The organism is Geobacter psychrophilus (assembly GCF_056821595.1).
The window spans coordinates 3,066,749-3,080,591 of record NZ_JBXDTU010000004.1 but is presented as its reverse complement, the minus strand read 5'-3'; the positions used below and the strand labels follow the sequence as shown (position 1 = coordinate 3,080,591).

Sequence of the window (13,843 nt, the reverse complement as noted above, 5' to 3'; positions counted from 1 at the left end):
GTATTATGAATTTTAGCTAATTGACTGAATACTGTATATTGGTCGTGCCTGTTTCATACAATCAGATAAAGAATCATACTTCAATTGAAGCTCTTGCAGCACGACATTAACCATAAATAACCGGGAGACGGCTTTACTACTGTTACAATTATGTTACAGTTCACACTACGTGAAATAGCGGCTTGCTATACATATACTGAAAATTGTTTTTGAGGCAACACATCCCCAAGGAGGAAGTCCCAATGAAACGCATTCTGAGTACCCTGTTGGCCACAAGCTTGCTGTTCCCGGTAATCGCCACCGCAGAAACCGTCCGTTTGAACGGCTCGACAACAGTACAGAAACGCATTATGGAACCGGGTAAGGATGCCCTGAAAAAAGCCACCGGCATTGATCTGATGTTGGTCGGCAACGGAACCGGAAATGGACTGGAAGACCTGGTGGCAGGCAAATGTGACGCTGCAATGGCCTCGGAAGAGTTGGCTGACGCGGTCGCCAGCATGAAGGACGCCTCGGGCAAGGCCGCCACCGGCGACCTGAAACCGAACGTCATTACCGATGATGTCATCAAGGTTATCGTCCATCCCTCCAACACGGTCTCCAAGCTCGACAAGGAACAACTGAAGGGCCTGCACAACGGCACCATCGATAACTGGAAAAAAGTCGGCGGACCTGACCTGCCGGTCATCGTTATCACTTCGCACCTGGGATCCGCCACCCGCAAGGTTTTCCAAAAGTCCATCATGGACGGCACAAAGTATGTTGCCGGTGCGCTTGAGGTTGAAACCACCCGCAAGGAGATTGAGGATGTCGGACAGTTTCCCGAAGGGATCGGAGCGGTCAGCATGGGCTTCATAAACCTGCCGGGCAACAAGGAAAAGGTCAAGATCGTCGAGACCCCCAACATCAGCCGACCACTGATGCTGATCACCAAGGGCGATGCCTCCCCCGCTGTTAAAAAAATTGTCGACTTTTTCAAGGGCGAAGGCAAAAAATACATCAAGGATTAATCCAATCGACTACCGGGGCGTTCGCTATGCGACGCCCTTTTTCATGCAATTACATCCGCATAAGCGGATTTTAACACTGGAGTGTTCATGACTATCAAGAGTAAACTTTATCTCATCATGGCAGTCACCGTTGTCGGCATCCTGGCAATCGGTGGTTCCAGCCTGATCGGGATGAATGTTGTCAAGGGCAAGCTTAATATCCTCACCGAACGCTCAACCCCCTATCAATTAAAAACCATAGAACTGCAGCGAGCAGTTCAGGAGCACACCTCCGGACTGGTAAAGCTGTCCGCCACCCAGAGCATGTCAGAATTTACCGCTGCCAGGGGCGACGTTGAAAAGTCCCAGGGTGGGGTGACCACCCTGTCCAAAGACCTGGCTTCATTTACCGGTTCGACCAATTCAACCGGCATGGAGCAACTGGCGGCCATCACCAAGGAGATGATCACGGTAACCGAAGCGCGTCTGAAAGCCGAGGAAGCGGGACGAGCCGCCGATCAGACCATGAAGGGCAAACTGCAGCAGATTGCCCAGAAGCTGCGTTCATTGGACAGTTCCATGCGCAAATCACAATCCGGCTCCATGACCCAGCTTTCCGCCTCCAACCAGGGTGTCAAAAGGATTACCAAGAAGCTGCGCGATGTCCAGAATGCCGGTAATGCCCTCAGCGAGGTAAAGCAAACGGTCATAGAAGTTGCAGCGGCCGACAACAAAACCGCCGTCACCATTGCCACCAGCAAGTTCAACGCTGCCACCCGCAAGCTGGCAGGAAGTGAGATGGTCAAGGCCGATCCGATTGCCGCCAAACCACTGCTGGAAGGTGTGACGGATGTCAAGGAACGCGTAACCGGGGCCGATGGCCTGATTCCCCAGAAGATCAGCATCCTGACGGCACCGGACGATGAAAAGCGCAAAGTTTTCGCCCAGACCCTGGCCCAGACGGTCCAGCGCATGGCCCAGATGACGGTGGTCATGGGTGATATCGTCGAAAAGGCGGCCGAGGACTTTTCACAGGAAGACACCCGCTTCGATGCCTCGCTGCAGGGCGCCGGCAGCGCCAGCAGCATCCTCGGCGTTTCCAGCGAGCTGATTGCCGAAGGTTCCGAGATCAGCCGCCTGATCCGGGATATCTTTACCGCAGCCAACCCCAAGGAACTGGCTGACATCAAAGGCGCCATGAATGCAGCCTTCAGCCGTACTGCCGCCTTGCAGGGCAAAGTGGGCGGGAAAAAGGGCAGCAAGGGTACCGGAGCGGCGGCCGTGTCCGCTGTGATCAGCTCTCTGAACGAGGTCAAGGGACAATTGCTGGCCAAGGGCGGCGTGGCTGATACAATAGATCACGTACTAGCCGTCAAGAAGCAGTCTGCGGATCTGAATGCCAAGCTGCAGGAACTGCTCCACGCCCAGCGGGAAGAAGGTAAAAAGGGCATGACCAGCGCCCAGGCCGAGCAGGAAAAGGCGGTCAAGTCGGTCAATGCGGTATTTCGGACCAACATCGCCACCGTTTCAATCCTGGGACTGGCAGTGCTGATTATCGGCGTGCTGCTGAGTGGCTTGGTGCTGCGCTCCATCAGCAAGCCGATCAGCGAGCTTTCCCAGATGGCTGAGCGCTTCGGCGGCGGCGATTTTTCGGGACGCCTGGATGACAATCGCAAGGATGAGTTCGGGGCGCTGGCGGTGCACTTTAATGCGGCCACCGCCAAACTGGCAGAAATCACCCAGGGGCTGCGCCGGGCGATAACCGACCTGAGCAGCGGTGCCCAGGGGCTTGCCAGGGATTCCGGCGACCTCTCGACCGGAGCTGCACGACAGGCGAATGAATCGACCCAGGCGGCCTCGGCCATGACTGAAATGACGCAGACCATTGACGATGTTGCCCGTAATGCCCACACTGCAGCGACTGAGTCGGGCAATGCCCTGGCGCGTGCCACCACCGGCCGCGAGGTGGTCGGACGCACCGTTACCGGCATGGAACAGATCGCCGCCTCGGTTCGTGACGCAGCCGGGGTCATTGAAGCGTTGGGCGAAAGTTCAACCAAGATCGGCGACATTATCAGTACCATCAACGACATTGCCGATCAGACCAACCTGCTGGCACTGAATGCCGCCATCGAGGCGGCCCGGGCCGGCGATTCAGGTCGTGGATTCGCCGTCGTGGCGGACGAGGTACGCAGACTGGCACAACAGACAGCCGAGGCCACCCAGGATATCGCCACCACCATCGGACAGATCCAGAAAGACACCGAACGCTCAGTAGCTGCCATGCGGCAGGGAACCGTGAAAGTGGCTGAAGGTATCACGCTGGCCCACGAAGCCAACAATTCCCTGGAAGCCATAGTTGAGGCATCAAATCAAAGCGTCACAGTTGTTAATCAGATCGCCGTGGCGGCGGAAGAGCAGTCTGCGGTGGCTGGCCAGGTCTCACATGGTGTCGAGCAGATTGCCGCCATTACCCGCGATGCCGAGACCGCGGCCGGCAATATCAGCGCGGCCGCGGCCCACCTGAATGAATTGGCAGGAGAGTTGGACAGAATGGCTTCCTGGTTCAAGTGCTGAGACTCGTTAGCACGTAATGAGAGCGGCCGGTCATCATATGACCGGCCATTTTCATCCGGAAACTGTTTGCAGGATATTTTTTCTGGAAGGGTGCTGGTAAGAATTGATATTTATCAGGTTGTATATCCACCAGACCAACAGGGTCAGCAATGAATACGTTGCTCCGGATTAATGAGCGGGATGTTATGCTCAGTCACCAGCCTGCGAGATGTTGAATTCTATCACTGACGGCAATTCCAATAGTGCATTCGAGAGCTTTTCAATATTGTCTTTATCCATGGTACGCACAGTCATACGATTTTCCATCTGTACACCATTATGCAACAACTGGTAGCTTACATTAGCAACTGAAAATCCATTTATTGACAGCACTGCTCTGATTTTCGCCTCGGACAGAAAATTGTTCCGACCACAGAGGATGCTCAGATGTGCAAATATCTGCGAGGGCATCCTGTTTTCTACCTTCCTGAATACCGTTAACGTCCCGATTGTAATGGCTGTTGCAATGACCACGGCGCTGTAGAACCCGACGCCGGCTAGAATTCCGATTGCAGCCGTAATCCAGATAGAAGCCGCTGTGGTCAACCCTCGAACAGTTAACCCCTCCCGCATGATAACGCCGGCCCCCAGAAAGCCGATCCCGGTCATGACCCCCTGGGCCATGCGGGTCGGGTCGACCCGAACCGTATCCAGAGCCGCTCCGACAAACCATTTGTCCTGGTACATCGTTACGAGCATAAGCAGGCTTGAGGCGACACAGACCAGCGTGTGCGTCCTGAATCCTGCCGGGCGGCCATGATAGCTCCGTTCCAGCCCGATCAGACCACCAGCCGCAGTTGCAACCAGCAGATGTGAGAATATGTTGAGCCATTCCATATCCATAACCTGATCCTCTTGTGGTTGGCTGCTTTGTATTTTGGAGCCGCACAGTTATGCAATCAGTCAATAACTTTGACCGATTGCATAACTGTATTGTCGGCGCCGCTTTTAAAGATGTCTACTGAATAATTGCTGAAGTAATTGTCGATCAGGAACAGCTGACAGGTTTGTCTTTCAGGAATTCAGCCAGGGCAGCACGGTCGGATGTTGCCTCGGAAAGGTTTCCGGCATGCCGCTTGAGGGTCTGCAGCAATTCCTTGCAGATTGTGCAGCTTTCCCGACTGAGGGTGTAGTGCATCCAGACCCCCTCGCGGCGGGTATCAACCCAGCAGCTGCGCTTGAGGTAGGCCAGGTGCCGCGACACGGTGGACTGGGGCAACCCCAGCACAGCCATCAGGTCGCAGACGCATAGCTCACCTTCGGCCTGCAGCAGCAGAACGATGCGCAGACGAATCGGGTCGGAAAGAGCCTTTAAGGTTTGGGCGAGATGTTTCATGTTGATGTTTATAAAGCAGATAGCAGGTCTCGTCAATAGAGCTATTTATCCGCATGAGCGGATATTATCCGCTTGATAAATCCGTAAACACGGTTATAATTTCTGCGATTTGCAAACCCATTGAGGAGGTAGTTATGAAGGGCTCGCTTGTTATCGCTTTATTGCTGATTGCCACGCCGGTTTTTGCATCCGTCGGCGGAGGAGACATTACCCTGAAGAACAAGGGGGGCGATGTCCTGTTCAGTCACGAGACCCATGTGGCAGGAATGGCTCAGGCCTGTACCGAGTGCCATGACAAACTCTACCTGAGCAAGGGTCAGCACAGGTCCGTCACCATGAAGCAGATGCGGGCGGGCAAATCCTGCGGCGCCTGCCACAATGGGAAGAAAGCATTTTCGGTTAAAGGCGCGTGCGCCAAGTGCCATAAAAAATAGGGGGATTGGAATGGAAATCAAACGCAGAGATTTTCTGAAAGTAACCGCTGCCGCCGGCGCGGTGGCTGCCATAGGGCTGCCGAAGCTGAACGCCTTTGCTGCCAGTCATGCGCCTGCGGCCGGTGACGCACCCAAGGGAGAGTGGATCCCTTCCACGTGTCAGGGATGTACCGCCTGGTGCCCGGTGGAGTTTTTTGTCCAGGAGGGACGCATCGTCAAGGTGCGCGGCAACCAGCTTTCCAAGGCCAATGGCGGCTACTGCTGTCCTCGCGGTCACCTGATGATCCAGCAGACCTATGACCCGGACCGGATCAAGGTGCCGATGAAACGCACTAATCCCCTAAAAGGGCGCGGCATCGATCCGAAATTCGTCCCGATCACCTGGGATGAGGCTCTGGATACCATTGCCGACAGGATGATGGAACTGCGCAAGAACAACGAGCCGGAGAAGTTGATGTACATGCGCGGCCGCTATTCTTCCACCGCCACCGATCTGCTCTACGGTACGCTGCCCAAGATTTTCGGCACTCCCAACTACTACTCCCACAGCGCCCTCTGCGCCGAGGCCGAGAAGATGGGACCCGGCTATACCCAGGGCTTCTTCGGCTACCGCGACTACGATCTGGCCAAGACCAAGTGCCTGGTGGTCTGGGGCTGCGATCCGCTCTCTTCAAACCGTCAGGTGCCCAACGCCATTGCCAAGTTCAACGGGATCCTTGACCGCGGTACGTTGATTGCGGTCGACCCCCGCATGAGTGCGTCGGTTGCCAAGGCCAACGAGTGGCTGCCGATCAAGCCGGGCGAGGACGGCGCCCTGGCTGCCGGCCTGGCACACGTGCTCCTGACCGAAGGTTTCTGGAGCAGGGAGTTTGTCGGCGATTTCAAGGATGGCAAAAATCTCTTCAAAACCGGTGCTGCCATTGATGAAGCCGCCTTTGTTGAGAAGCAGACCCACGGCATGATCAAGTACTGGAACCTGGAGTTGAAAGACAAAACCCCGGCCTGGGCCGCCAAGAAGAGCCTGATCCCTGAAGAGCAGATCATCCGCGTGGCCCGCGCCATGGGCAAGGCTGGTGCGGCCTGTGCCGTCTGGATGGGCCCCGGCGTGGCCATGACCCCGCGCGGCACCTACGCCTCCATGGCGGTTTACGCCCTGAACGGCATCCTGGGCTCGATCGAGACCGAAGGGGGCGTTTTCCAGAGTTCCAGCGCACCGACCGAGAAGTTCCCGGAGATCAAGAAGCAGTTTATCGACGAAATGGCCGAGCACCACGGCCACGGCAAGAAGATCGACGGGCGCGGCGCCAAGGATATGCCGGCCATGATGGGGGGCAAGCCGGGCAGCGGCGTAGTCACCAACAACGTGGCCAACGGCCTGCTCAAGAATCCGGATGCCATCAAGGTATTTATCAGCACCTGGAGCAACTTCGTCTTCTCGGCCACCGGCACTCAGCGCTGGGAAAAAGTCATGGCAAAGATGCCCTTTTTCGCTCACATGGTGACCAATGCCTCCGAGATGTCCCAATACGCCGATATCATCCTGCCGGCCACCTTTGCTCCGACCGAGAAGCTCTCGATTATCGGCAACATGGCCAATCTGCACGGCCATATTTCGATTCAGCAGCCGGTGGCAAAACCGCTTTGGAATGTCAAGGCCGAAGAGATCGAAGTCATGTGGCTGCTGGCTGAAAAACTCAAGGCCCGTGGATTTGCCAACCTGTATGACTACTACGCCTCCTTCGAAGACCCTGAGACCAGGAAAAAACCGGCCAACGCCGCCGAATTCACCGAGATTGCCGCCAAGATTTCCTCCCAGAAGGTCTGGAACGGCAAGGAAAAGATGAAAGGCGACCAGATTGCCGGTTGGGCCGATTTCAGGAAAAAGGGCATCTACAATTCCGAGACCTACAAGTACAAAAAGAACTGGGGCAAGGACAATCCCGATACCAAAAAATTCGAGGGCAAGTTCAAGACCGAGACCAAGAAGTTTGAGTTCTACAGCGAAACATTAAAGAAAGCGTTCAAGGAACACGCCGAAAAACACAAGACCACCATCGACGATATCCTCCAGGTCAGTGGTTACGAGGCCCGGGGGGAGCTGGCCTTTGTGCCGCACTACGAGTCGCCCAAGCGCCACGGCAGCGACAAGGAATACCCGTTTACCTTCATCGATTACAAATCCCGCCTCAACCGCGAGGGTCGCAGCGCCAACACCGTCTGGTATCAGGAGTTCAAGAAGGTCGATGTGGGCGACGACAGCTGGGGGGATGTGGTCAAGATCAACCCGATCGACGGCAAGAAACTCGGCATCAAGACCGGCGATGCGGTTCGCCTGACCTCGACCACCGGTTCCATCGTTACGACAGCCAAGCTATGGGAAGGTGTCCGTCCCGGCACGGTGGCCAAATGCTACGGCCAGGGGCACTGGGCCTATGGCCGCGTTGCAGCCAAGGATTATGCCAAAGCCCAGCCGCGCGGCGGCAACAATAACGAACTTCTGGTTGATGATTATGACCGTCTGAGCGGTGCTACGGCACGTAACGGTGGTTTCACCGGCGTCAAGATCGAAAAAGCTTAGTAAGTCAGACGATATTTTCAAGCTCAAAATATCTTCGTTGACGCACTTATCCTGTTTATCAGGGCTAGGAAAGGGGAAATAATTACATGTCAAAACAATACGGAATGGTCATTGACCTTCAGAAATGTGTCGGTTGCGGTGCCTGCGCCCTGGCCTGCAAGACCGAAAACAATACCCAGGCCCGTGCCAACGGTCAGACCTTTAACTGGGCCGATTTTATTTACAAGGAAGAGGGCAAATTCCCAAAAACTGCTTTTACTGCAATCCCGGTGCTCTGCAATCACTGCAGCGATGCACCGTGTGTCAAAGCCTGCCCGGTGCAGCCCAAAGCAATGTTCAAAACCGCCGACGGTATCACCATGCACAACGATGAACGCTGCATCGGCTGCCGCCGCTGCCAGAAGGCCTGCCCCTACAGCGCCACAGATGTAGCCAAGGAGAAAGCGGCCTACTCGGTTATCAGTGCCAATATCGGAAAAGAAGCCCCCCACGCAGCAGCACGCGATACCAGCGTATTGATAGCCGGTTGCACCGCCTCGGGCGCCGAAACCGCCAAAGCGGCCGGCGCTGTTATTCCCAACCAGCACAAGTACGTTCACCCCGATTACGATAACATCCGCAAGCAAGGTGTGGTTGAGAAGTGCATCTTCTGCGCCCACCGTGTTGACAAAGGTGAACAGCCCAACTGTGTGGCGGCTTGTCCGGCCCAGGCCCGCATCTTCGGTGACCTGAACGATCCTGCCGGCGAACCGGCCAAGATGTTGAAAAAATACAAGCCGACGCGCCTCAAGGAAGATAAGGGCACCAGGCCCAATGTAGCGTATATCCGCGCCTTTAAAGGCGGGAATAAGGTTTGATAGCAAGTAGTGTTGTGTTGATGTAATCTTCGGGATGGGGCGTAAGTCCCATCCTTTTTCAATCTTGAAATATATACTTTTGGTTTCGACTTGTCCGGTTGGGAATTAATTGCCATGACAGAAAACAACACTATCACCGCAACACGCGAAGATGTCTACCGTCTGCTGGCGGCCTGTTTCTATCCACCATCAAATGAACTGATCGAGGAGAAGTGCTGCGCAACCCTTGCGGCGCTTCTTGCATCTGTCGCTCCGGATGCCGCTCAATATGCCTTTGAAGCAGTTGCTGCAAGCAGCAAAAGTTCCCTTGACGCTCTGGCGGTCGAACATGCCCGCCTCTTCATCGGCCCCTTCCAGCTGGTGGCCCCACCCTACGGTTCGATCTATCTTGACGACGCCAAAACCGTCATGGGCGATTCCACTGCCAGGGTTGCGGCTTTCTACCACAACTGCGGACTGCAACTGGCCGATGACTTCCACGAACTGCCGGACCATTTTGCCGTTGAGCTGGAGTTCATGTCTTTCCTGGCCTTCAAGCAACGCGAGGTGGAGGTCTCGGGTGATACAGATGAAGTCTTCCGAATCGTGTCTCTCCAAAGGGCATTTCTCGACAGGTTCCTGCTGCCGTGGCTGGAGCCGTTTACGTCCGCCATCATCACTGACGCCGAAGCACCCTTCTACCAGGCTATCGCGCGCTGTACCGCCGCTTTTGTCTCTGCCGACCATGCCGCCTTGACCTGCAGCAACCATGGCTGAAAACGGAACTGTAACCGGCAGCAGGGATGACCTGGTTATTGATGCCTCCCGCTGTCTGCGGATGCGGTACAGCGAAAGCAGCTGCCGTCATTGTACCGACATCTGCCCCCACGGGGCTGTTACACTGGACGACGGCATTTCCATCAATCCGGAGCAGTGCCGCGGCTGCCTGCTCTGTACCGCAGTCTGTCCGGTTGGAGCATTGGAACAGAATAGCGATATCGACGCCTGTCTGGCGCAACTCTCCAAGGTTCCTGAACCCGTGCTGGGCTGCATTCGCACCAGAGAGCATGCCAACGCCGCCCTGGCCTGCCTAGGGGGCCTTTCTGAAGAGCACCTTCTGGCCCTCTGCCACTCCCTGGTCGGGGAACTTACCCTCAACCTGAGTGCCTGTGCAAACTGTCCCAACAGCGCAATGATCCCCTGTCTGCGGCTGCGCCTGAACACACTTTCCGGGGCAGGATTGCTGGATGGAGGCTGCTGTATGCGTATTGCAGATACAGCGCATGATATCCATTACCGCGGCGAATCAGTAGACCGCCGGGGTTTCTTCAATGCGTTTCGCACGGCCCTGTTCAAGAGCGCAGACACCATTCTTTCCGGCGCCGATGTCACATCCGAGCGCCGCATCGAATACGCTGTGAAGCGGGTACCGATCAGAAGGGCAGTGCTGAACAGAACCAGAAGCAGCCTCACCCAGGAATTGGCAGTCAGGTTAAGGAATCACTTCGACTCATGTGTCTCAATAGCTGAAACCTGCAGCGCGTGCCAGGGGTGTGTTGCCATCTGTCCTACCGGTGCGCTGCAGACAAAGGAATCCGACCTGTTGCCGACCTTTGATCAAGGGCTGTGTTCCGGCTGCGGCCTGTGTCAGGAATTTTGCCTGGACGGAGCAGTGCGGATGCGCACATTGTATGGCGATCCGAAACCGGCTGAAATATCAACAGGATCTACTTCCGTAAAATGACTACTTGACAAACACGGAACGGATACTTACATTTACATCAACATAAAGGGGAGTAGCTATCAGCCGGAGACATGGCTGATCCCGCGTTCGTCAACACAGTCGCAAGACTCGGACCGGGAACAATATAGATTGCAAGCAAGACCTTTATCCAATGCGTATTTCGCCGTGGGTAAAGGTCTTTTTTATTACCTCCGGCGACGCAAAATCGACGGAGGTATTTACAATGATCAACACGTTCAAAACCACCCTTCTCCTTTCCCTGCTTACCATTCTGCTGGTCATCATGGGCGGCGCCGTCGGCGGCAAGGGGGGCATGCTGTTCGCCTTTTTCATGGCGGCTGTCATGAACTTCGGCTCCTACTGGTTTTCCGACAAAATTGTCCTCAGGATGTACAACGCCCGGGAAACCACCCGTGAGAATCACCCCGCTTTTTATGGCATGGTTGAACGTCTGGCCCGACAGGCCGGGCTGCCCATGCCCAAGGTGTACATCATCCCCGACGAATCCCCCAATGCCTTTGCCACCGGCCGCAACCCCGATCATGCCGCTGTCGCCGCTACGGAAGGAATCCTGCGAATACTTTCACCCGATGAGCTGGAAGGGGTCATGGCCCATGAACTGGCCCACGTGAAAAACCGGGATATCCTGATCTCCACCATCGCCGCTACCTTTGCCGGGGCCATATCCATGATCGGCAACATGCTGCAATGGGGTGCCATGTTCGGCGCCGGTCGCAGCGATGATGAAAGCGGCGGCGGAGCCGGTAGCCTGATCGGTTCGCTGGCCATGGCGATCATCGCACCGATCGCCGCCATGCTGATCCAGATGGCGGTCTCCCGCTCCCGTGAATATCTGGCGGACGCCTCCGGCGCCGGGATCTGCGGCCGACCGCTGGCACTGGCAGGCGCCCTGCGCAAACTGCACAATGCCTCCCAGGCCATACCAATGCAGGAGCAACGACCTGCCACGGCCCACATGTTTATCGTCAACCCGCTGACAGGCGGCGGCCTGATGTCACTCTTCTCGACCCACCCGCCAATGGAGGAACGCATCGCACGACTTGAAGCACTGGCCACCCGCACGCACTGAACTGACCACCCCAAGCGCTGGACATTATTGTCCCGCAACACCACACAGGAGGAAACCATGTCGTACACCAGAAAACTTATCAGCAAGGAACCGAAATCATTCAAAAAGAAGAAAAAGGAAACCGAGCAGCTGCAGAATGTCATTTCACTGCGCATCAACGATGACGAAAAGAAAACCCTGGAAAAACTGACCAAAACCACCTCCAAAAGCATCTCCGAAATCATGCGGGAGGCCATTGACCTCTGGAGATCCAGGCAGCGCAAACTATGCATGTAGCGCACTCAGAACTGAAGCGGATGATCGGATACTTTCCGGCATACTGACACAACCAACAAGGAGGTGAAAAGGTACTATGAAGATACTGATGATTGGGCTTGCAGCAATGGCATTTGTATGGGCTGTACAGGCACAGGCGGCACAGGAAACATGCCGGCAGGATATCAAGCCGGTTCTTGATTCGCATTGCCAGTGAACATCAACCCTAACCCTGAAAAACAGGATAACTAAGTTAACGAACTTTTCTGCAAAAATTTCTATCGTACCAGTCCTGCTGAGCAGGATAAGTGCGTTAACGTAAATATTTTCTGCATAAAAATCGCAGAAAACATTTTCTAACTTACTAAAAGGAGAATACCAGCATGAAATGTCCCGTATGTACCACCGTCAATCTCGTCATGTCCGAGCGCCAGGGTGTTGAAATCGATTATTGTCCGGAATGCCGGGGGGTCTGGCTGGATCGGGGGGAACTCGACAAGATCCTCGAACGATCTGCTCCACAGGTATCGGCTCCTCCGCCACTGCACCAGCAGGCACCACAGCCACAGGCCTATGCGGACGGACATGCCCAAAATTATGGCCACAGGGATTCCCACGGCTATAAGCCGCACCAAAAAAAATCGTTTCTGCAGGAGCTGTTCGACTGATTCAATCGGCGGCGCAGCTCACTGGAAGCTCAAGGGGATGTGTGGTACGCTTGTCCTGAAGGTTACGAGGGATGTACCATGAAGCATTTTGTTTTCAGGACATTGGATCAGGCCAAGCGCCTGATCGTCATCGTGGTCGGCTTCACGATCCTGGCTGCCGGAGTTGCCATGATCGTGCTGCCGGGCCCGGCGATTGTGGTAATCCCGGTCGGCTTGGCGATTCTCGCCACGGAGTTCGTCTGGGCCAGAAAACTGCTAATTACGGTAAAAGAGCGCTTTGCCCGGATGAGGAAAGGAAACGGATGTCGGAACAAACCATAATGTGGGGGATCTTCGGTGTGCTGATGGTCGTCATGCTGACGATCGACCTGGGGATGAACCGCACGGCCCACACGATTTCATTCCGCCAGGCGCTGACCTGGAGCATGGTCTGGGTTTCGCTGGCGATGGCATTCAATATCGGCATCTATGCCATGCTGGGTAAAACCAAGGCGCTGGAGTTCTTCACCGGCTATATTATCGAGAAGTCGCTCTCAATCGACAACCTGTTCGTCTTTATCATGATCTTCAGCTACTTCAAGATCCGCGGCGAGCACCAGGCCCGCATCCTCAAGTGGGGTATCATCGGGGCGCTGGTCCTGAGGGGGCTCTTTATTTTCACCGGCATTGAACTGCTGACTACCTTCCACTGGATGTTCTATCTGTTCGGAGTGCTGCTGCTGTTTACCGCCTGGAAAATGGCCTTTGGCGGGGAAGAAGGGGTCCATCCGGACAAGAACCTGCTGGTCCGGTTGGCCCGCAAGCTGTTTCCCTTCACGAACCGGGTGCGGGGAGACTGGTTTTTCAAACGCCGGAAAAGACTGCTGGTAGCCAGTCCGCTGTTCCTGGCACTGGTAATGGTCGAGAGCAGCGATGTACTGTTCGCAATTGACTCCATTCCGGCCATCTTTGCCGTGACCCTTGATCCGTTCATCGTCTTTACGTCCAACATCTTTGCCATCATGGGGCTGCGGGCGCTCTACTTCCTGCTGGCCAGCGTCATGGGGATGTTCGTATACCTGAAGCTGGGGATTTCATCCATCCTGGCTTTTGTCGGCGGCAAGATGATCGCAACTGCCCTGGGTGTTACCATCCCGATTCAGGTTTCGTTACTGGTGATCTTTGCCTGCCTGGGCCTGGCAGTCGCTGCATCGTTGCTCTTCGGCAAAAAGCGTGTGAGCCAGGTCATACCGATCGATCCCTGACAAATGGGAAAATGGTGAGTTGACGCCCCATGAGGTCGGTGCCGGTTTTATGC

General features: G+C 55.3%; 14 protein-coding genes. 12 read left to right on the top strand and 2 right to left on the bottom strand.

The features are described from left to right. Positions 1 to 242 precede the first annotated feature (242 nt). On the top strand, positions 243 to 1,010 hold the full coding sequence (locus tag ACOCF6_RS16740) for a substrate-binding domain-containing protein (RefSeq protein ID WP_482461470.1): 768 nt from the start codon (positions 243 to 245) through the stop codon (positions 1,008 to 1,010). An 87-nt stretch (positions 1,011 to 1,097) separates the two neighbouring features. Further along, on the top strand, positions 1,098 to 3,566 hold the full coding sequence (locus ACOCF6_RS16735) for a methyl-accepting chemotaxis protein (RefSeq protein ID WP_482461469.1): 2,469 nt from the start codon (positions 1,098 to 1,100) through the stop codon (positions 3,564 to 3,566). Between the two features lie 189 nt (positions 3,567 to 3,755). Here ACOCF6_RS16735 and ACOCF6_RS16730 read toward each other — a convergent pair whose 3' ends face one another. Together ACOCF6_RS16730 and ACOCF6_RS16725 are read right to left on the bottom strand one after the other, a co-directional pair. Next, positions 3,756 to 4,448, bottom strand: a complete 693-nt coding sequence (locus tag ACOCF6_RS16730) for an MgtC/SapB family protein (protein ID WP_482461468.1) — start codon at positions 4,446 to 4,448, stop codon at positions 3,756 to 3,758. A 145-nt stretch (positions 4,449 to 4,593) separates the two neighbouring features. After that, on the bottom strand, positions 4,594 to 4,941 hold the full coding sequence (locus ACOCF6_RS16725; protein WP_482461467.1) for an ArsR/SmtB family transcription factor: 348 nt from the start codon (positions 4,939 to 4,941) through the stop codon (positions 4,594 to 4,596). Between the two features lie 134 nt (positions 4,942 to 5,075). Between ACOCF6_RS16725 and ACOCF6_RS16720 the strand changes: the two genes are divergently transcribed. From ACOCF6_RS16720 to ACOCF6_RS16675, 10 genes are all read left to right on the top strand, one after another. Next, on the top strand, positions 5,076 to 5,375 hold the full coding sequence (locus tag ACOCF6_RS16720) for a cytochrome c3 family protein (RefSeq protein ID WP_482461466.1): 300 nt from the start codon (positions 5,076 to 5,078) through the stop codon (positions 5,373 to 5,375). 10 nt (positions 5,376 to 5,385) lie between these two features. Continuing rightward, positions 5,386 to 7,953, top strand: coding sequence for a molybdopterin-dependent oxidoreductase (locus tag ACOCF6_RS16715; RefSeq protein WP_482461465.1), 2,568 nt, complete (start codon positions 5,386 to 5,388; stop codon positions 7,951 to 7,953). Positions 7,954 to 8,039: 86 nt separating this feature from the next. Further along, positions 8,040 to 8,810: a 4Fe-4S dicluster domain-containing protein gene (locus ACOCF6_RS16710; protein ID WP_482461464.1), complete on the top strand. Its 771-nt coding sequence runs from the start codon at positions 8,040 to 8,042 to the stop codon at positions 8,808 to 8,810. Positions 8,811 to 8,924: 114 nt separating this feature from the next. Beyond that, positions 8,925 to 9,566, top strand: a complete 642-nt coding sequence (locus ACOCF6_RS16705) for a TorD/DmsD family molecular chaperone (RefSeq protein WP_482461463.1) — start codon at positions 8,925 to 8,927, stop codon at positions 9,564 to 9,566. Further along, entirely contained in the window at positions 9,559 to 10,533 is a 975-nt protein-coding gene (locus ACOCF6_RS16700) for a 4Fe-4S dicluster domain-containing protein (RefSeq protein WP_482461462.1), read from the top strand. Before ACOCF6_RS16705 ends, ACOCF6_RS16700 begins: the two co-directional genes overlap by 8 nt. 223 nt (positions 10,534 to 10,756) lie before the next feature. Beyond that, the gene (gene htpX, locus ACOCF6_RS16695; protein WP_482461461.1) at positions 10,757 to 11,623 is read left to right on the top strand and encodes a zinc metalloprotease HtpX; all 867 of its coding nucleotides are present in this window, start codon (positions 10,757 to 10,759) and stop codon (positions 11,621 to 11,623) included. A gap of 57 nt (positions 11,624 to 11,680) precedes the next feature. Next, a complete protein-coding gene (locus ACOCF6_RS16690; RefSeq protein ID WP_482461460.1) occupies positions 11,681 to 11,899 on the top strand; it encodes a DUF6290 family protein in 219 nt (72 codons plus the stop codon). 362 nt (positions 11,900 to 12,261) lie between these two features. Then, positions 12,262 to 12,546: a TFIIB-type zinc ribbon-containing protein gene (locus ACOCF6_RS16685; protein ID WP_482461459.1), complete on the top strand. Its 285-nt coding sequence runs from the start codon at positions 12,262 to 12,264 to the stop codon at positions 12,544 to 12,546. A 78-nt stretch (positions 12,547 to 12,624) separates the two neighbouring features. Then, entirely contained in the window at positions 12,625 to 12,867 is a 243-nt protein-coding gene (locus ACOCF6_RS16680; protein ID WP_482461458.1) for a PGPGW domain-containing protein, read from the top strand. Continuing rightward, positions 12,849 to 13,790 (top strand): TerC family protein, encoded by a 942-nt coding sequence (locus ACOCF6_RS16675; protein WP_482461457.1) that lies wholly within the window; start codon positions 12,849 to 12,851, stop codon positions 13,788 to 13,790. The genes ACOCF6_RS16680 and ACOCF6_RS16675 overlap by 19 nt, the downstream gene beginning before the upstream one ends. Positions 13,791 to 13,843: the final 53 nt, after the last annotated feature.

Coding starts and splice junctions, on each gene's coding strand:
- ACOCF6_RS16715 (WP_482461465.1), top strand. CDS start 5,386: ATGGAAATCAAACGCAGAGATTTTCTGAAAGTAACCGCTGCCGCCGGC.
- ACOCF6_RS16685 (WP_482461459.1), top strand. CDS start 12,262: ATGAAATGTCCCGTATGTACCACCGTCAATCTCGTCATGTCCGAGCGC.
- ACOCF6_RS16690 (WP_482461460.1), top strand. CDS start 11,681: ATGTCGTACACCAGAAAACTTATCAGCAAGGAACCGAAATCATTCAAA.
- htpX (WP_482461461.1), top strand. CDS start 10,757: ATGATCAACACGTTCAAAACCACCCTTCTCCTTTCCCTGCTTACCATT.
- ACOCF6_RS16710 (WP_482461464.1), top strand. CDS start 8,040: ATGTCAAAACAATACGGAATGGTCATTGACCTTCAGAAATGTGTCGGT.
- ACOCF6_RS16700 (WP_482461462.1), top strand. CDS start 9,559: ATGGCTGAAAACGGAACTGTAACCGGCAGCAGGGATGACCTGGTTATT.
- ACOCF6_RS16680 (WP_482461458.1), top strand. CDS start 12,625: ATGAAGCATTTTGTTTTCAGGACATTGGATCAGGCCAAGCGCCTGATC.
- ACOCF6_RS16735 (WP_482461469.1), top strand. CDS start 1,098: ATGACTATCAAGAGTAAACTTTATCTCATCATGGCAGTCACCGTTGTC.
- ACOCF6_RS16740 (WP_482461470.1), top strand. CDS start 243: ATGAAACGCATTCTGAGTACCCTGTTGGCCACAAGCTTGCTGTTCCCG.
- ACOCF6_RS16730 (WP_482461468.1), bottom strand. CDS start 4,448: ATGGATATGGAATGGCTCAACATATTCTCACATCTGCTGGTTGCAACT.
- ACOCF6_RS16675 (WP_482461457.1), top strand. CDS start 12,849: ATGTCGGAACAAACCATAATGTGGGGGATCTTCGGTGTGCTGATGGTC.
- ACOCF6_RS16705 (WP_482461463.1), top strand. CDS start 8,925: ATGACAGAAAACAACACTATCACCGCAACACGCGAAGATGTCTACCGT.
- ACOCF6_RS16720 (WP_482461466.1), top strand. CDS start 5,076: ATGAAGGGCTCGCTTGTTATCGCTTTATTGCTGATTGCCACGCCGGTT.
- ACOCF6_RS16725 (WP_482461467.1), bottom strand. CDS start 4,941: ATGAAACATCTCGCCCAAACCTTAAAGGCTCTTTCCGACCCGATTCGT.